Source organism: Streptomyces sp. SP18CS02, from assembly GCF_036322365.1.
Taxonomy (GTDB): domain Bacteria; phylum Actinomycetota; class Actinomycetes; order Streptomycetales; family Streptomycetaceae; genus Streptomyces.
Window position 1 is genome coordinate 190,530 of the sequence record NZ_JAQYXC010000295.1, and the last position, 16,455, is coordinate 206,984.

Here is a 16,455-nt window from a genome sequence, read left to right on the forward strand (position 1 = left end):
GCAGTATGGCAACGTACCGCGTCCGTGACGGGAGACGTCCATGAGCCTGAGCCTGGTGGAACTGATCACGCAGGCCGACGAGCGGGGGCTGGCCGCGTCGGCGGTCGCCTGCCTCGACCGCTGCCTGCCCCTGCTCGACCCGGCGCCCGCCGAGACGCTGCGGCCGCTGTGGGGCGCCGTCGCGGAGGGCGGCGCCCACTGGGCGGGCAGGCTGGCGGAGGCCGGCGCCTCGCTCGACGGCGCCGCCCCGACGGCCGGGCGAACGCCGGAGGGGGGAGCGCCGGCAGGGGCGGCCGGGACGGGACCGGCGCAGGGCACGGGGGCGGACGCCGCACCGGGTGCGGACGCCCCGTCGGCCGGGGAGGCCGGCCTGGTGCGCGAGGCCCTGGGCGCCGCGCCCGCCGACTGGGCCGAGGGGCCGCTGCGGGAATGGGCGGACGCCTGCTCACGGATGGCCCTCGAACTCCACCACCGCCTGGAGGCCGCACCCTCGGGTTCGCCCGCGGCCTGCCGGACCGGCGGGACCGAGACCCTCGGCCCCCTCGTCAGTGGCGAGCTGCGGCGCCAGACCCTGGCCCTGGAGATCCTCGCCGAGGGGTCGCCGGACGCCGTGCGGCGCGTTCTCGACCTGTCGGCCGAGGGCCAGCGGGTCCTGCGCGCGGTCGTCTCGCGGCGGACCCGGGGCGGCGAGACACCCTCCGGAGCCGCGCTGACGGCCCCCTGAACGATCGGTGCGCCGGGCAGGCGCTGTGCGAGACTGCGGCCGACGCGGGCCCCTCTCCCAGGGCCCCGGACACGTCACCCGCGACTGCGAGGAGCGCCATGAGCACCGACGGACCGGCCCGCCGCGGAAGCGCTCACGCCGACGACGGGAGCCCCGTGACGGCCGACGACGTCCGGCACGCCGTGCGCCTCGCGGTGGCGACGCTGCGCGGGGCGGCCGGCGGCGACTGGGACGCCAGGGCGGGATCCCTGGAGTGGAGCTGCTGGGAGACGGTCGAGCACCTCGCCGACGATCTCTTCGCCTACGCGGCCCAGCTGGGCCCGGAGGCCCCGCCGCTCGACCGGGAGGTCCCGTTCTCATGGCGGGCGCGGCGCCCGGGCGGGCCCGCCAACGTCACCTTCGCCGACCGCGAGTCCGGAGCGGCCGGGCTGCTGCAGGTCCTGGAGGCGTGCGGCGCGATGCTCACCGCCATGGTCCGCGCCACCCCGCCCGAGGTGCGCGCCCATCACGTCTTCGGCCCCTCCGACGCGGAGGGCTTCGCCGCCATGGGCGTCGTCGAGACCCTCGTCCACACGCACGACGTCGCCGAGGGGCTCGGCGTCCCGTGGACCCCGCCCGCCGGGCTCTGCCGCCGCGTTCTCGTCCGGCTGTTCCCCGACGCCCCGCGGGAGACCGACCCCTGGGCGACCCTCCTGTGGGCCACCGGCCGGGGCGGGCTCCCCGGTCGCGAGCGGCTCACCACCTGGCGGTGGCACGGGGCGGTGCCGGCCGGCGTCTGAGCCGGCCGGCCTGACGCCGAGCGCCGTGCCGTACGAAGCCGGGTGCGGCACCCGCCCCGGCACCCGCGTGACGATCACGCGCCCGTCGTCGCTTGATCAGGCATGGATGGGGACCGCACCAGCACACTGCCCGGCGCACACGGCGTCCGTTCCTATGTGGCGGGCTTCGTGGCGCGCCTGACGGAGCGCCACCGGTTACCGCTCGACTACACCGCGGCCAGCCTGCGGCTCGTCGACCTGGTGGTCGACGGGCTGCGGCGCGACCAGCCGGAGCGGACGCGGATCGAACCGGTCCTGTGGGGCCTCGGCGCGTACACCGGCGAGGTGATGGTGCGGCGGGTCGGCGGCCGGTGGATCGACTTCGACGCCGGACAGCGGGCCCTGTTCGGGCAGCCCGTCGGCATCCGGATGCCGGACGGGCGGTACTGGAATCCGGTCGGCAAGGTCATCAACCGGTTCGAGGACGGCTCCGAGGAGTCCGTCCAGCGCTTCTACCTCACCCTGCACGGCCGGGTGGGCCGAAGGGCGCTGCTGTGAGCGCCGCCGTGCGCGCGGCGTGGGAGCCGCTGTGACATTTCCGCGCGCCGGTACGCAGAGCTAGGCGGGGGGAAACCGGAGAACCGGCACGAAGAGGCGGACGTGGGGGCGTACGACGCGGAGCTCGGCGCTGCCGTCGAGCGTGCCCAGCAGGGCGACGAGGAGGCGTTCGCACGCGCCTACCGGCTGGTCCATCCCCGGCTGCTCGGATACGTTCGGGGGCTGGTCGGCGACGACGCCGAGGACGTGGCGGCCGAGGCCTGGCTGGAGATCGCGCGTGATCTGGGACGGTTCCGCGGCGATGGGGCCGGGTTCCGGGGCTGGACGGCGACGATCGCGCGCCACCGGGCGCTCGACCATCTGCGCAAGCAGCGGCGCAGCCCGCGCACCTCGCTGATCGAGCAGGATGTACTGGACATGCCGGGCGGCCAGGACACGGCCGCCGCGGCGATGGAGACCCTGTCGACCGAGCAGGCGCTCGCCCTGATCCGCGGGCTGCCGCGCGAGCAGGCCGAAGCGGTGCTGCTGCGGGTGGTCGTCGGGCTCGACGGGCCCGCGACGGCGCGGGTGCTGGGCAAGCAGCCGGGAGCGGTGCGCACGGCCGCGTACCGGGGGCTGAAGAAGCTGGCCGGGCGACTGGGGCAGGGCGGAGCGAGGGGATGAGAAGCGAACCGGAGGAGCGGCCGCGCGAGACGGCGGCCCGGCTGGCGGCGGCCGTGCGGGTCGACGTCGTCGATCCGGCGGGCGAGGAGCGGGCGCTCGCGGCGTTCCGGGCGGCGCGCGACGCCGGCGCGCACGCGCGCGGCGGGACGCGGCGCCGGGACGACTGGCGGCCGGCCCGGGGCGGGCGGCGCTCCCTGAAGGCCGCGGCCCTGGGTCTGGCGGCGACCGTCCTGCTGGGCGGTGTCGCGGTGGCGGCGGGCACCGGGGTGATCGGCACACCGTTCGGAAGCGGCGGGACGGCTCCCGGACCCACGGCCACGGCGCCCCCGCCGACGCGCGGACCGTCCGCCGAGCGCGACCCGCGGCGCACGGTCCTGCCGGCCGGCTCCGCGCGAGCACCGGAAACGGGTGCCGAGAGCCCCGGCGGGGAGGCGGGGGCCGGAAGCGGCAGGTCGAGCCGGCCCGAGGAGGTCAAGGGGCCCGACAAGCCCGAGAAGCCCGAGAAGCCCGAGAAGACGGACAAGCCAGAGAAGACGGATAAGACGGACAAGTCCGCGGAGCGCGAGAGGGCCGACAAGCCGGTGAACCCGGAGAACCTGGACAAGCCGGAGAAGCCGGAGAAGCCGGAGAAGCCGGAGAAGCCTTCACGCAAGGCGGAGGGGGCCGTCGAGCCCGGAAAGGCCCGTCCGGACAAGGTTCGGGGTGGTGGCGCCGAGAGCGGTGGCGACGGCGCTGGGGGCTGCGGCGGCAGTGACGGCAAGGGTGCCGAGCGCAAGCGGAGTTGACGGCGTCACAGGTGAATACCGGCCAATTACTGGAAGGCGACCGGGGCCGCCACCCCCCACAGGAGAGGCCCCGGTCGCCGTCCGCGGGTCCGCGTACGGCCCCGTACTCCTAACAGCGCCATGCATGCGTTTTCTGTCACACCGCACACCGTCGGCATGATGTTGCAGGTTGTACTAGACATGGACTCAACGCCGCGCGAGGACGTAGCGTGCTGCTGCGCGCTGTCCGGCGCGGCGGTGGTGACCAGCCGCGATGACGAACGGGTAGTGGGAGTGCTGGGGGACGACGCGGAGCTGACCGCCGCGGTGCTCGCGGCACAGGACGGGGACGAAGACGCGTTCCGTGCTGTGTACCGCGCCGTGCACCCGCGGCTCCTCGGCTACATACGCACGCTGGTCGGCGAGGCGGACGCGGAGGACGTCGCGTCCGAGTCGTGGCTCCAGATCGCCCGCGACCTCGACCGGTTCGGCGGGGACGCCGACCGGTTCCGCGGCTGGGCCGCCCGGATCGCCCGGAACCGCGCTCTCGATCATCTGCGCATGCGGGGCAGGCGCCCCTCCATCGGCGGTGACGAGACCGAGCTCACCGACAAGCCGGCCGAGTCCGACACCGCGGACGAGGCCATGGAAGCCCTGGCCACCGGCCGCACCATGAACCTCATCGCCCAGCTTCCCCAGGACCAGGCCGAGGCCGTCATCCTGCGGGTCGTCGTCGGCCTGGACGCCAAGAGCGCCGCCAAGACGCTCGGCAAGCGGCCCGGTGCCGTACGCACGGCGGCGCACCGCGGGCTCAAGCGGCTGGCCGAGCTGCTGGGCACGGACGGTCCGGGCGCCGCGCTCGGCGCCGTACCGCCCCAGCCGGGGCCCCGAGTGGCCTCCGGGGCCCGTACCGGTGTGACGCATTGGCGCTCCCGGACGCAGAAGGACATGTGATGGCCGACGAGCGCGAGGAATGGCTCGACCAGGACGCGGCGGAGCGGCTGCTGCGCGGCGAGCCGGTCGACGGGGCCGACGACCATTCCGGCACGCGGGCACGGGCGCGGCGTCTCGCCGATGCCCTGGACTCCCTGCGGGCGGTGCCCCCGGCCCGGTCGGAACTGCCCGGTGAGGAGGCGGCGCTGCTCGCCTTCCGCGCGGCGCGTGCCGCGAAGGCCGCGGGGACGCGGCCCGCTCCGGCGGCCCCGCCCGCGGAACTGGGCGCGGTCCGTCTCACGCCCGAGCCGCGCCGCCCGGCACGCTGGGCGAGACCCGTCCGCTGGGGGCTGGCCGCCTCGGTCGCCGGGCTCGCGGCCGGCGGCGTGGCCGTGGCGGCGGGCACGGGCGTGCTGACCGCCTTCGGCGGTGACGACCGGCCGCTGCCCGGCACGTCCGTGTCGGCCGAGGCGACGCCGGGCCCGTCCGCCTCCGACGGGCCGACGGGCGGGCCGGACTCCGCGCCGCCCGTGACGCCGGTCGACCCCGGCGGCTCCCCGTCCAACCGCCCCCTGCCCGCCACCTCCGGCGCGGGTGAGGAGAAGCCCGGCCCGGACCGCCCCGAGCCGGGACGTACCGGCCCCGTGGACGACGGCTCGGGCGCCACGGGCGACCCCGGTGACACGAGCGGCGAGCAGAAGCCGGTCCCGGGCCGCGGTGGCACCTGGTACACCAGGACCGTCCAGGCGTGCCGCGACTACGAGGAAGGCCGCATCGACGGCGAGCGCAGGCGCCATCTGGAGCTGGCGGCCAAGGGCGGGGACAACGTCCGCAAGTTCTGCGACAGACTGCTCGCGGGCGACGGCGGCGACGGTGGCGACGGTGGCGACGGTGGCGACGGTGGCGACGGCTCCGGCGCCGGGGAGACCGACGGTGGCACCGGCAGCGGCGGCGGCAGGGGCGACGGACAGGACGAGGCGGGCGGCACCCGCCCGTCGATCTCCTGGCGGCCCTTTCCCCCGGTCACGTCCGTACCGCTCACCGAGTGGGCGTTCTGACCCTCTGACCTGCGGTTTCAAAAAACTTCTCACCGAGGTGTGACGTTTTTGCAGGCGGCGGCGCAGTACTGAGTGAGCCGACTGGTCATCGGCAGCGCTGACGAGCCGGGGTTCCCCCCGTACCTACGGCTCAGCGCATCTGGCGCGGGCGGGACACGTTCCCCCGGTCCCGCCCGCGCCAATCCCTTCTCTTCTCTCCCGTCCCCTCCGGGTCCGCCCGCGAGGCGGCTGCCGCGCGCCTACCAGCGGACGACGGCCGCGCCTACCAGTGGACGACGACCTTGTCGCCGGCCTTCACCTGGTCGAAGAGGGCCGCGATCCTGCCCTTGTCCCGGACGTTGACGCAGCCGTGCGAAGCGCCGTTGTAGCCGCGGGCGGCGAAGTCCGCCGAGTAGTGCACGGCCTGGCCGCCGCTGAAGAACATCGCGTACGGCATCGGCGTGTGGTAGATCGTCGACTCCCACGTCCGTTCCTTGCGGTCCACCTTGAAGGTCCCCTCGCGGGTCGGGGTGTTCTCCGAGCCGAAACGGACGTCCATGGCCGAGACCACCTTGCCGTCGACCATCCAGGCGAGCGTGCGGCTCTCCTTGCTGATGCACAGCACCCGGCCGGTCATGCAGCGGGCGTCGGGCTTGTCGAGCTCGTTGCTCGTCGGCGGCTTCAGCTCCCCGTCCGTGGGCTTGCGCGTCATCGCGGTCAGCTGCCCCCAGGTCGTCTCGTCGACCTTGCCGGTGGCGGGCAGCTCGCGCTTCTTCTGGAAGGACGAGACCGCGCCGGCGGTCATCGAGCCGTAGAAGGCCGTGGGGCTGCGGTGGAAGTGGCCGATCTGGCGCAGCCGCGCCTGCAGTTCGCGGACCTGCTCCGTCTCCGTGCCCTCCGCCATCAGGACCCTGCCCCGCGCCGACGGCGACGACTCCGCCGTGGCGGTCGGGGAGGGGCTCTCCGAGGACGGCTCCGAGGGCGGCTTGCCGTCGGTGGCGCCGTCCGGGGTCGCGGAAGTCCCGGCCTGGGATGCGGAGGGGGACGAGGGGCCGGCGGCGGCCGTGGGGGAGGAGGGGCCCCCGGCGCCGACGGCCTGGGCCGTGCATCCTGTGGCCAGGGCGACGGCGGCAGCGGCGAGCAGGGCTCTGTTCAACATGGACGTGCGATGCATGGGACCCCCCGAGTCGGTGTGTGTACCTGGTGGATGCTTCCCAGGGGTGCTTGGTTGCCTACCACGGAGCATGCTGTGAGGAAGGTCCCAGCGCGCGGCTCTCCACCTGCCGCGCGCCCTTTCACTACAGTCCGTCGCGAGAGTTGTTACCAGCGAGTAGGGTCTACCGGAAGGCATGGCATATGGCGCGCGAGTCGGAGTCGGGACTCCCCATCGAGCCGGTGTACGGGCCGGACGCCCTGAGCGGGTGGGATGCCGACGAGAAGCTGGGTGAGCCCGGCTCGTATCCCTTCACGCGCGGTGTCTACCCGAGCATGTACACGGGCCGCCCCTGGACGATGCGGCAGTACGCAGGCTTCGGCACGGCCGCCGAGTCGAACGCCCGCTACAAGCAGCTGATCGCCAACGGCACCATGGGCCTGTCGGTCGCCTTCGACCTGCCCACCCAGATGGGCCACGACAGCGACGCGCCGATCGCGCACGGCGAGGTCGGCAAGGTCGGCGTCGCGATCGACTCGATCGACGACATGCGGGTCCTGTTCGACGGGATCCCGCTGGACCAGGTGTCCACATCGATGACGATCAACGCCCCGGCCGCGCTGCTGCTCCTGCTCTACCAGCTGGTCGCCGAGGAGCAGGGCGTTCCGGCGGACAGGCTCACCGGCACCATCCAGAACGACGTGCTCAAGGAGTACATCGCCCGGGGCACCTACATCTTCCCGCCCAAGCCGTCGCTGCGGCTGATCGCGGACATCTTCAAGTACTGCCGGGCCGAGGTCCCGAAGTGGAACACCATTTCGATCTCCGGCTACCACATGGCGGAGGCCGGTGCCTCGCCCGCGCAGGAGATCGCTTTCACCCTGGCGGACGGTATCGAGTACGTCCGAACGGCCGTGGCGGCCGGGATGGACGTCGACGACTTCGCACCCCGTCTGTCGTTCTTCTTCGTGGCCCGTACGACCATCCTGGAGGAGGTCGCCAAGTTCCGGGCCGCCCGCCGGATCTGGGCGCGGGTCATGCGTGACGAGTTCGGCGCCAAGGACCCGAAGTCCCTGATGCTGCGCTTCCACACCCAGACGGCCGGCGTCCAGCTCACGGCCCAGCAGCCCGAGGTGAACCTGGTCCGCGTCGCCGTCCAGGGCCTCGCGGCCGTCCTCGGCGGCACCCAGTCGCTGCACACCAACTCCTTCGACGAGGCCATCGCGCTGCCCACCGACAAGTCGGCCCGGCTCGCCCTGCGCACCCAGCAGGTCCTGGCGTACGAGACCGATGTCACCGCCACGGTGGACCCCTTCGCCGGGTCGTACGTCGTGGAGAGGATGACCGACGACGTGGAGGCCGCCGCCCTGGGGCTCATGGCGAGGGTCGAGGACCTCGGCGGTGCGGTCGACGCCATCGAGCACGGCTTCCAGAAGAGCGAGATCGAGCGCTCCGCGTACCGCATCGCCCAGGAGACGGACTCCGGTGAGCGCGTCGTGGTCGGCGTCAACCGCTACACGCTCGACGCCGAGGAGCCGTACGAGCCCCTGCGCGTCGACCCGGCCATCGAGGCCCAGCAGGCCGAACGCCTCGCCAAGCTGCGTGCCGGGCGCGACCAGGCAGCGGTCGACACGGCACTGGCGGAGCTCAGGAAGGCGGCAGGGGGCACGGACAACGTCCTGTACCCGATGAAGGACGCGCTCAAGGCGCGGGCCACGGTCGGCGAGGTCTGCGACGCGCTGCGGGAGGTGTGGGGGACGTACGTCCCGGCCGACGCGTTCTGAGCCGTACGGGCCCGGCGACCGGCGCCGGTGTCGCGAGCCGTGCCGGCCGGCCGGGCGACCGGCGCCGACGCGTCGCGAGCCGTGCCGGCCGGGCCCGGCGCCTTCCCCGCCGTACCGATCGGGTGATGCCGCCGGTACCGCCGGGGTGCCGGTACCGGCGGCGCGTTCCGGTCCCGGGCGGCGGGGTCCCGGCTGGTGAAACCCGGCGGCGGAGTGTCGTACCGCTGTGCGACACTCCGCCCATGCTGGGTGTCACCGATCTGCCGACGTATCTCGCGGGCCTCGCCCTGATCATTCTCCTGCCGGGGCCGAACTCGCTGTACGTGCTGTCCGTCGCGGCCCGCCGGGGCATCCGCACCGGCTATGCCGCCGCGTCGGGCGTCTGGTGCGGCGACACCGTGCTGATGACCCTGTCCGCGGCCGGCGTCGCCTCGCTGCTCCAGGCCAACGCGCTGCTCTTCGGGATCGTGAAGTACGCGGGCGCCGGCTATCTGACCTGGCTCGCGATCGGGATGCTCCGGGCCGCCTGGTCGATGTGGCGGACCCGGCACGAACGGGCGGCCGAGCAGGCGCCCGGGGCGGACGCGGCCCCCGCGGCGGAGCGGCCGTTCCGCCGGGCCTTCGTGATCAGCCTGCTCAACCCGAAGGCGATCCTCTTCTTCATCGCCTTCTTCGTGCAGTTCGTGGACCCGGCGTACCAGTACCCGGCGCTCTCGTTCGTGGTGCTCGGCACCCTCGCCCAGGCGGCGAGCGTCCTCTACCTCAGTCTCCTGATCTTCACGGGGACGCACCTCGCGGCCGCGTTCCGCCGCCGCAAGCGGCTGTCGGCCACCGCCACCTCGATGGCGGGCGCGCTCTTCCTCGGCTTCGCCGTGAAGCTCTCCCTCGCCGGCGCTTGACCCTGACACCGTGTGAGGCGGTGCCGTAGGAGTCGTCATGTTCACCATCGGAGACTTCGCCAGGTACGGCCGGGTGTCGGTCCGCATGCTGCGTCACTACGACGCCGTCGGACTGCTGCGCCCCGCCCACGTCGATCCGCACAGCGGCTACCGCTTCTACCGGGCGGGACAGCTCGCCCGCCTCAACCGTGTCATCGCCCTCAAGGACCTCGGCTTCCCCCTCGGCCAGGTGCGGTCGATCCTCGACGAGGAGCTGGGGGCCGAGGAACTGCGCGGCATGCTGAGGCTGCGCGAGGCCGAGCTGGAATCGGCGATGGCCGAGGCGGCCGCACGGCTCGCGGGCGTCACGGCGAGGCTCCGGGCCATCGAGAGCGAGGGACAGATGTCCGCGCAGGATGTCGTACTGAAGAGCGTTCCGGCCGTCCGGCTGGCACAGTTGACCGGCACCGCCAGGAGCCTCGACCCGGCCGGGATCGGCCCGGTCGTCGGCCCCCTCTACGAGGAGCTGTGCGCACGCCTCACGGCCGCCGGGATCACCTCGTTCGGCCCGGGCGTCGCCCACTACGAGGACGCCCCGGAGGGGGACGGGTCGATCACGGTCCACGCGGGGATGACGGTCCCGGAGGGCGTCACCGTGCCGGGGGTGGAGATCGTCGTCCTGCCGGGGATCGAACACGCGGCGACCGTGGTCCACCGGGGGTCGATGGACCACCTGCTCCCCACCCTCCAGACGCTGGCCACCTGGATCGACGCGAGCGGCCACCGTTCCGCCGGGTACGCCCGCGAGCTCTACCTGGAGTGCCCGGAGGACCGCGCGACGTGGGTGACCGAGCTCCAGGAGCCGGTCACCCCCGCCGCCGGGGAGTGAGTGCCGCGCGCTTGATGCGGCGGGCATGGCGGACCGCGCGCCGGACGACGGCGTTGCGCGGCACCGGCACCCCGCCCGGGAGCCCCAGCGCCGTCAGACGGCGCAGCTTGAAGTAGCGCCTGGTGAGCCGGGCCGGGCGGCCGGCCAGGTACCGCTCGGCCACCGGGCGCAGATCGGGGCGGATCCGGGGCTGCATCGCGAAGCCCACCGCCCCGATCAGCCCGGCCGGGTCCTCACCCGCCGGTTCCTCGCCCGCCGGGTCCGTTCCCGCGTGTTCCGGAATCGCCTCCGGACCTGGAACCGCCCCCGGGGGCGACTCCAGGTCCGGGAGAAGCGCGTCGGCGAGCGTCACCGGTACGCGGTTGCTGTTCTGGTACGGGGTGAGGCGGTCGAGCAGGGGCCCGGTACCGATCCGGGCGGCCGGGATGCCGTAGAAGGTGCTCGCGGTGAACAGGGCCGTGGAGAAGCAGCCGGCGACCAGGCCGGGACGCAGCCGTCCGAACAGCACCTCCGCCAGTACCGGCCGCTCCAGCACGGTCAGCTCGGCGCCCAGGCCCTCCGCCTCCCGCTCCAGGGTCCGCTGCCAGGACGCGGGCGCGACCGGATGCGGCTTGAAGAGGAGTCTGCGGTGCCCACGTGCCACGGCGCCGCGCACCATCCGGACGTGCAGCGCCTCCTCCTCGGCGGGGGAGAGGATGCCGAGGGCGGACAGATACTGCCCGAGGAGCAGTGCGGCGCCCGGCGGCCCGGCGGCCTGCGGCTCCTCCTCCGCCGATGCCAGCTCGTCGACGACCTTGGTGAACGCCTCCGTCGGTACGACGACCGGCACGGTGCCGAACTCACCCAGCAGCAGGGGGCGCAGCCCGGGCACCAGGTCCAGGTGGAGCAGTCGCCGCACCCGTTCGCCGATCAGCGGGTCGAGCCTGTTGCGGGTCGGGCCGTAGCTCATCAGCCCGTCCGCGTACACGTCGATCGGCGCGTCCTGGAAGAGCTGGACGATCGAGAGGGCGGGTGCGACCTGGAGGGACTCGACGACCAGCTCGACCCGGTCGTCCCCCAGCTCCCACAGCAGACGCAGGTACCTCTCCCACAGCGGTACGTCGTCGGGCCGGGGCGACCAGCCGCCCGGGTGGAAGGGCGCGATGGCGTCGTTCCAGGACAGCACCGCGTCGAAGCGGCCGCGCAGCCGCTCGAAGCCCGGCATGCGGTCGAGCGGGACGGCGGTCTCGGGGGTGGCGGCGTTGTTGGCGACCAGCAGCAGCCGGCGGCCGGCGGGCGCGAAGCATCCGCTGTCGAGGGCGGCGGCGAGGGTAGCGGCGCCGTACAGGGTGGAGGCGCAGAAGATCTGGGTCGTCGCGGGGGACGTGGCCGACCGGTCCACGACCGGGTGCGACCGGGGGAGCCGGGTCATGCGGTGGCCTCCACCGGGACGGGACGGCGGCGCAGCCTGCGCAGCAGGGAGGCGCGGTCGGCGTCCATCGTGTCCAGGGCTTCCTTCAGGATGTCCTGCGGCATGCGCCTCAGCGCGGCCGCACTCATGGAGCGCAATGTACGGGCGACGGGACGTTCGAATCGTTCCATCGAACCAAGATGGTGCGCGATGATCGCACAGTATGTCCGTACGGCTTTTGGGAGAAGTCGATCGGAATCCGGATCCTCCGCCGTTTCTTCGAGTATCTGATCGAATGCGCGGATGAAATCGAGCTGCCGAATGTCGCCGATCTGCGTGAGTGACGAGGAGACACCACGCCGATAGAAGATCCCGAGCGAACCGACCGCCGCGAACGATTCGGCCTCCCGGTGCAGCCGCCAGATCCACGGCCGGTCCTCGGCGGTCCGCAGCCCGTCGGTGAAGCGCAGCAGCCCGCGTTCGGCCAGCCGCCGGTGGTACATGCCGGCCCAGGCGTACGGGTAGTCCACCGAGGTCGACCGGTCGGCCGGGAGGATCGCGTCGCGCGGCCGCAGCACCTCACCGCGCCGGCCGACCGGGACGCGGTGCAGGGTGCGTGCCCTGCCGGTGCACCGCACATGGTCGGTGCGAATGAAGTCGCAACCCAACTCCTCGATGCGGAAAAGGAGTTGGGAAAGGTGGCCGGGGGCCAGCCAGTCGTCGCCGTCGAGGAAGGCCAGATACTCGCCCCGGGCCGCGTCGATACCGGTGTTGCGCGCGGTGGCCAGTCCGCCGTTGCGCTCGTGTCTCAGCAGCACCGCCCCCGGGAGCTCGCGCGCCGCGCGCCGGAGGATCCCGGCCGTCCCGTCCGTCGAGCAGTCGTCGACCAGCAGGAATTCGAAGTCGTCACGTGCGTTGGCACGGAGGCTGTCGAGGGCGTCGGGGGCATATGTCTGCACGTTGAAGAACGGCACGACGACGGAGAGCTTGACCACCCGCGAGACGTTAGGCGGTGCCCCGGCATTCATCCTGTCCGGGGGAGGGATGCGCGGTGAACAGTGCGGGGCGTGCTTATTAACCGGATTCCCCCGCGGCCTGTTTCAGAACGCGTCATGACGCTGTTCACCCTTTGTTGCGGTCGCGTTGGGCCGGGAAACGGAATGCCTTTCTAGCGTCCTCGGCGTGCCCTCACGTACCAGTGCAGCGGTGCGGGTCGCGGTACTCGCCGACTCCGACACCCGATGGAAATGGGGCGCGCTCACGGCGCGCCGCATCACCCCGCCCGACACGGCCACGACCGGATTCCTGCTGCGTGGCCGGGCGACCCCGACCGCGCGCCAGCTCGCCGAGGTCGGCGCGGGCCCGGACGTGCCACGCGAGGTGACGGCCGCGCGGTTCCTCCGGGCGGTGCGTGAGGAGGCGTACGACGTCGTCGTCCTGGCACTCGTCGGCGGCACCGTACGCGCCATGCTGCACGGACTGTCCGCCATGGACCTGCCGCGCCGCCCCGTGATCGTCACCGGCTACGTCGGCGTCGTCTACGAGAAGCTCGCCGACGGGCTGCTGCTGCGGCACGGGGCGGACGTGGTCCTCGCCAACTCGCGGCACGACGCCGCCCGGTTCCGGGCCGTCTACGAAGGGGTGGGCGCCGACGCCTCGGCGGTGGTCGAGGCGGCGCTGCCGTTCCTCGGCGGGGCGCGCTACGCGCCGCGGCCGGGCCGCGACACCGTCGTCTTCGCGGCCCAGCCGTCCGTCCCGGCGTCCCGGGCCGAGCGCGCGTACCTGCTGCGGCGGCTGGTGGACCACGCACGGCTGCACCCGGACCGCGAGGTCCTGCTCAAGCTCCGTTCCCGGCCGGGCGAGCACACCACGCACATCGAGGAACTCCCGTACCAGAAGCTGGTCCGCTCCCTGGCCCCGCCCTCCCCGCCGCCCAACTTCCGGCTCGTGTACGGGCACATGGGAGAGGTCCTCGACCGCACCGACCTGCTGGTCACCGTCTCGTCGACGGCCGCCCTGGAGGCCCTGCACCGGCGCGTACCGACGGCCGTCCTGACCGATCTCGGCGTACGCGAGGCACTCGGCAACCACCACTTCATCGGCTCGGGGCTGCTCACCTCCTGGGACCGGCTGGACGCGGGGCACCGCCCGGTGCCCCGCGAGGAGTGGACGGCCGACCAGGGCGTGGCGTCGGACGGCACCTACGACTCCGCCTTCGACGAGGCCCGCGAACGGGTCGCCCTCCTGCTCGCGGGCCCCGCCCTGCCGCCGGCCGCCCCGTACTACACCGCGACGACCGCCCCCGGCTACCTGCCCGGCGTGCTGGCCCGCCACCGCCTGGACGGCGGCCCGGAGGGGACCGGACCGACGGGCGTACGGCGCGTGCTGCGCGACGCGGTCCGCGGCCTGGCGCGCGGCGCCTACCGCCACGGCGTCCAGCGCGTGGCGCCGCTGATCCGCCGTCTGGGCGAGCTGTGACCCGAGGACCCGAGGGACCCCCGGGACCCGAAGCCCTCGGCGTGTCCCGAACGCCCGAAGGGACCGAAACACCCGAGGGAACCGAAACACCCGAAGGGAGCGAAGGGCCGGCGATGTCCTCGACCACACCGACCGTCCTCGCCGTGATCCCCGCCAGGGGCGGCTCGAAGGGCGTGCCCGCGAAGAACCTCGCCCCCGTGGGGGGCGTGCCCCTGGTCGCCCGCGCCGTCCGCGCCTGCCTGGGCGCCCGCCTGGTCACGGACGTGATCGTCTCGACGGACGACGACGCCATCGCCGCGACCGCCCGCGCGGCCGGCGCCGGGGCGCTCCCGCGCCCGGCGGAGCTCTCGGGCGACACGGCGACCAGCGAGTCGGCACTGCTGCACGCCCTGGGCGCCTTCGAGGCGACGCACGGCCGCCGGGTGGACGTGGTCCTGCTGATCCAGTGCACGAGCCCCTTTCTGACCTCGTCCGACGTGGACGGGGTGGCGTCCGAGGTGGTGCACGGCGCCGCCGACACGGCCCTGACGGTGGCCCCCTCGCACGGCTTCCTCTGGCGCGACGGCCGCGACCGCCGTGACGGCCGCGACCGCGACCGCGACCACGCCGGCGCCGGCGCCGACAGCGACGGCGGCGCCCGCCGGACGTACGGCGTCAACCACGACAAGGCGCACCGGCCCCGGCGGCAGGACCGGCCGCAGGACTTCCTGGAGACCGGCGCCGCCTACGCCATGACCGCGGAGGGACTGCGCACTCACGGCCACCGGTTCTTCGGGCGCACCGCGCTCGTCGTCACCGACCCCGCGCGTGTCCTGGAGATCGACGACCCGCACGACCTCGCCCGCGCCCGCGCCCTCGCGCCCCTGCTGGACGAGAAGGTCACCCCGGACCTCGCCGCCGTCGACGCGGTCGTCCTGGACTTCGACGGCACCCAGACCGACGACCGGGTGCTGATCGACTCCGACGGGCGCGAGCTGGTCGCGGTGCACCGGGGCGACGGCCTCGGCGTCGCCGCGCTGCGCCGCTGCGGCGTGCGCCTCCTGATCCTCTCCAGCGAGCGCAACCCCGTGGTCGCCGCCCGCGCCCGCAAGCTCGCCGTCCCGGTCCTGCACGGCGTCGAGCGCAAGGACCTCGCCCTCAAGCAGTGGTGCGACGAGCACGCCATCGACCCCCGGCGCGTGCTCTACGCGGGCAACGACGTCAACGACCTGCCCTGCTTCGGGCTCGTCGGCTGGCCCGTGGCCGTCGCGGACGCCCATGACGCCGTCCGGGCCGCCGCCCGCGCCGTCACCGCCGCACCCGGGGGCGCCGGGGCGATCCGCGAGATCGCCGCCTGGCTCCTCGGCCCGACCCTCAGCACCCCCGCCCCGTAAGGAAGAAGCCCATGAGCTCCCGTCTCCGCACCCTCGGCCGCAAGACCGTGGGCCCCGACCGGCCCGTGTACATCACCGGTGAGATCGGCATCAACCACAACGGCGACCTGGCGAAGGCGTTCGCCCTCATCGACGCCGCCGCCGACGCCGGCTGCGACGCCGTGAAGTTCCAGAAGCGCACCCCGGAGATCTGCACCCCGCGCGACCAGTGGGACATCGAGCGCGACACGCCCTGGGGCCGGATGACGTACATCGACTACCGCCACCGCGTCGAGTTCGGCGAGAGCGAGTACCGGGCCATCGACGATCACTGCCGGGACCGGGGCATCGACTGGTTCGCCTCCCCGTGGGACACCGAGGCCGTCTCGTTCCTGGAGAAGTTCGACCTGCCCGCCCACAAGGTCGCCTCCGCGTCCCTCACGGACGACGAGCTGCTGCGCACCCTGCGTGCCACCGGCCGTACCGTCATCCTCTCCACCGGCATGTCGACGCCCCAGCAGATCCGGCACGCCGTCGAGGTGCTCGGCAGCGAGAACATCGTGATGTGCCACGCCACCTCGACGTACCCGGCCGCGGCCGAGGAGCTCAACCTCCGGGTGATCAAGGCGCTCCAGCAGGACTACCCGAACATCCCCATCGGCTACAGCGGCCACGAGACCGGCCTCCAGACCACCCTCGCCGCCGTCGCCCTCGGCGCGGTCTTCGTCGAGCGCCACATCACCCTGGACCGGGCGATGTGGGGCTCCGACCAGGCCGCGTCCGTCGAGCCCCAGGGCCTCACCCGCCTGGTGCGCGACATCCGCACCATCGAGACCGCGCTCGGCGACGGCATCAAGAAGGTGTACGAGTCGGAGCTCGGCCCGATGAAGAAGCTCCGCCGCGTCCCGGCCGCCGTATGACCGCCGCGCCCGCCCCCGAGCCCGTGCCGCCCGAGCCCTGCCGGCTGCCGTCCGGCCCCCCGCCGTCCGCCACGGCTTCCACGGCGAACCCCGTTTCCGGTACCGGGTCCGGTGCCGTGCCGAGTTCCCCGGCGCCCGCCTCCGGGCGCGCGTCCGCGTCCACCGCTCCGACCC

General features: G+C 73.8%; 16 protein-coding genes. 13 read left to right on the forward strand and 3 right to left on the reverse strand.

Annotation, left to right across the window (positions count from 1 at the left end; all coding sequences use genetic code 11):
- The first annotated feature begins 46 nt into the window (after positions 1–46).
- The 7 genes from PUR26_RS27590 to PUR26_RS27620 all read left to right on the forward strand — a co-directional run bounded on the left by PUR26_RS27590 (position 47) and on the right by PUR26_RS27620 (position 5,458).
- Positions 47–724, forward strand: coding sequence for a hypothetical protein (locus tag PUR26_RS27590; RefSeq protein WP_329876727.1), 678 nt, complete (start codon positions 47–49; stop codon positions 722–724).
- Positions 725–822: 98 nt separating this feature from the next.
- A complete protein-coding gene (locus PUR26_RS27595) occupies positions 823–1,503 on the forward strand; it encodes a DinB family protein (RefSeq protein WP_329876256.1) in 681 nt (226 codons plus the stop codon).
- Between the two features lie 102 nt (positions 1,504–1,605).
- The gene (locus PUR26_RS27600) at positions 1,606–2,040 is read left to right on the forward strand and encodes a hypothetical protein (protein ID WP_329876258.1); all 435 of its coding nucleotides are present in this window, start codon (positions 1,606–1,608) and stop codon (positions 2,038–2,040) included.
- A gap of 102 nt (positions 2,041–2,142) precedes the next feature.
- Complete coding sequence (locus tag PUR26_RS27605) at positions 2,143–2,703, forward strand: RNA polymerase sigma factor (RefSeq protein WP_329876260.1); 561 nt, start codon at positions 2,143–2,145, stop codon at positions 2,701–2,703.
- Positions 2,700–3,488 carry a hypothetical protein gene (locus PUR26_RS27610; RefSeq protein ID WP_329876262.1) on the forward strand — a complete coding sequence of 263 codons (789 nt, stop codon included), beginning with the start codon at positions 2,700–2,702 and terminating at the stop codon, positions 3,486–3,488. Before PUR26_RS27605 ends, PUR26_RS27610 begins: the two co-directional genes overlap by 4 nt.
- A 273-nt stretch (positions 3,489–3,761) precedes the next feature.
- The gene (locus tag PUR26_RS27615; protein ID WP_329876729.1) at positions 3,762–4,421 is read left to right on the forward strand and encodes an RNA polymerase sigma factor; all 660 of its coding nucleotides are present in this window, start codon (positions 3,762–3,764) and stop codon (positions 4,419–4,421) included.
- A complete protein-coding gene (locus tag PUR26_RS27620; protein ID WP_329876264.1) occupies positions 4,421–5,458 on the forward strand; it encodes a hypothetical protein in 1,038 nt (345 codons plus the stop codon). The genes PUR26_RS27615 and PUR26_RS27620 overlap by 1 nt, the downstream gene beginning before the upstream one ends.
- A gap of 262 nt (positions 5,459–5,720) precedes the next feature.
- Here PUR26_RS27620 and PUR26_RS27625 read toward each other — a convergent pair whose 3' ends face one another.
- Positions 5,721–6,596 carry a L,D-transpeptidase family protein gene (locus PUR26_RS27625; protein ID WP_329876266.1) on the reverse strand — a complete coding sequence of 292 codons (876 nt, stop codon included), beginning with the start codon at positions 6,594–6,596 and terminating at the stop codon, positions 5,721–5,723.
- A 197-nt stretch (positions 6,597–6,793) separates the two neighbouring features.
- On the opposite strand from PUR26_RS27625, the gene PUR26_RS27630 reads away from it, so the two are divergent.
- The 3 genes from PUR26_RS27630 (at position 6,794) to PUR26_RS27640 (ending at position 10,141) form a co-directional block, all read left to right on the forward strand.
- Positions 6,794–8,374, forward strand: a complete 1,581-nt coding sequence (locus PUR26_RS27630) for an acyl-CoA mutase large subunit family protein (RefSeq protein WP_329876268.1) — start codon at positions 6,794–6,796, stop codon at positions 8,372–8,374.
- A gap of 242 nt (positions 8,375–8,616) precedes the next feature.
- The gene (gene leuE / locus PUR26_RS27635) at positions 8,617–9,273 is read left to right on the forward strand and encodes a leucine efflux protein LeuE (RefSeq protein ID WP_329876270.1); all 657 of its coding nucleotides are present in this window, start codon (positions 8,617–8,619) and stop codon (positions 9,271–9,273) included.
- 37 nt (positions 9,274–9,310) lie between these two features.
- On the forward strand, positions 9,311–10,141 hold the full coding sequence (locus PUR26_RS27640; protein ID WP_329876272.1) for a MerR family transcriptional regulator: 831 nt from the start codon (positions 9,311–9,313) through the stop codon (positions 10,139–10,141).
- Here PUR26_RS27640 and PUR26_RS27645 read toward each other — a convergent pair.
- Together PUR26_RS27645 and PUR26_RS27650 are read right to left on the reverse strand one after the other, a co-directional pair.
- Positions 10,119–11,552: a polysialyltransferase family glycosyltransferase gene (locus tag PUR26_RS27645; protein WP_329876274.1), complete on the reverse strand. Its 1,434-nt coding sequence runs from the start codon at positions 11,550–11,552 to the stop codon at positions 10,119–10,121. The two genes, PUR26_RS27640 and PUR26_RS27645, sit on opposite strands and share 23 nt — an antisense overlap.
- Positions 11,549–12,526, reverse strand: coding sequence for a glycosyltransferase family 2 protein (locus tag PUR26_RS27650; protein ID WP_329876276.1), 978 nt, complete (start codon positions 12,524–12,526; stop codon positions 11,549–11,551). Before PUR26_RS27650 ends, PUR26_RS27645 begins: the two co-directional genes overlap by 4 nt.
- 187 nt (positions 12,527–12,713) lie before the next feature.
- On the opposite strand from PUR26_RS27650, the gene PUR26_RS27655 reads away from it, so the two are divergent.
- The 3 genes from PUR26_RS27655 to PUR26_RS27665 all read left to right on the forward strand — a co-directional run bounded on the left by PUR26_RS27655 (position 12,714) and on the right by PUR26_RS27665 (position 16,281).
- Positions 12,714–14,009, forward strand: a complete 1,296-nt coding sequence (locus tag PUR26_RS27655) for a DUF6716 putative glycosyltransferase (protein ID WP_329876278.1) — start codon at positions 12,714–12,716, stop codon at positions 14,007–14,009.
- Positions 14,010–14,122: 113 nt separating this feature from the next.
- Positions 14,123–15,382 (forward strand): acylneuraminate cytidylyltransferase, encoded by a 1,260-nt coding sequence (locus PUR26_RS27660; RefSeq protein ID WP_329876280.1) that lies wholly within the window; start codon positions 14,123–14,125, stop codon positions 15,380–15,382.
- Positions 15,383–15,393: 11 nt separating this feature from the next.
- Positions 15,394–16,281 carry an N-acetylneuraminate synthase family protein gene (locus PUR26_RS27665; RefSeq protein ID WP_329876282.1) on the forward strand — a complete coding sequence of 296 codons (888 nt, stop codon included), beginning with the start codon at positions 15,394–15,396 and terminating at the stop codon, positions 16,279–16,281.
- Positions 16,282–16,455 lie beyond the last annotated feature (174 nt).

Excerpts from the sequence above, each read along its gene's own strand:
- PUR26_RS27645 (WP_329876274.1), bottom strand. The coding sequence starts at position 11,552 with ATGACCCGGCTCCCCCGGTCGCACCCGGTCGTGGACCGGTCGGCCACG.
- PUR26_RS27595 (WP_329876256.1), top strand. The coding sequence starts at position 823 with ATGAGCACCGACGGACCGGCCCGCCGCGGAAGCGCTCACGCCGACGAC.
- PUR26_RS27610 (WP_329876262.1), top strand. The coding sequence starts at position 2,700 with ATGAGAAGCGAACCGGAGGAGCGGCCGCGCGAGACGGCGGCCCGGCTG.
- PUR26_RS27640 (WP_329876272.1), top strand. The coding sequence starts at position 9,311 with ATGTTCACCATCGGAGACTTCGCCAGGTACGGCCGGGTGTCGGTCCGC.
- PUR26_RS27660 (WP_329876280.1), top strand. The coding sequence starts at position 14,123 with ATGTCCTCGACCACACCGACCGTCCTCGCCGTGATCCCCGCCAGGGGC.
- PUR26_RS27630 (WP_329876268.1), top strand. The coding sequence starts at position 6,794 with ATGGCGCGCGAGTCGGAGTCGGGACTCCCCATCGAGCCGGTGTACGGG.
- PUR26_RS27665 (WP_329876282.1), top strand. The coding sequence starts at position 15,394 with ATGAGCTCCCGTCTCCGCACCCTCGGCCGCAAGACCGTGGGCCCCGAC.
- leuE (WP_329876270.1), top strand. The coding sequence starts at position 8,617 with ATGCTGGGTGTCACCGATCTGCCGACGTATCTCGCGGGCCTCGCCCTG.
- PUR26_RS27620 (WP_329876264.1), top strand. The coding sequence starts at position 4,421 with ATGGCCGACGAGCGCGAGGAATGGCTCGACCAGGACGCGGCGGAGCGG.
- PUR26_RS27600 (WP_329876258.1), top strand. The coding sequence starts at position 1,606 with ATGGATGGGGACCGCACCAGCACACTGCCCGGCGCACACGGCGTCCGT.
- PUR26_RS27625 (WP_329876266.1), bottom strand. The coding sequence starts at position 6,596 with ATGTTGAACAGAGCCCTGCTCGCCGCTGCCGCCGTCGCCCTGGCCACA.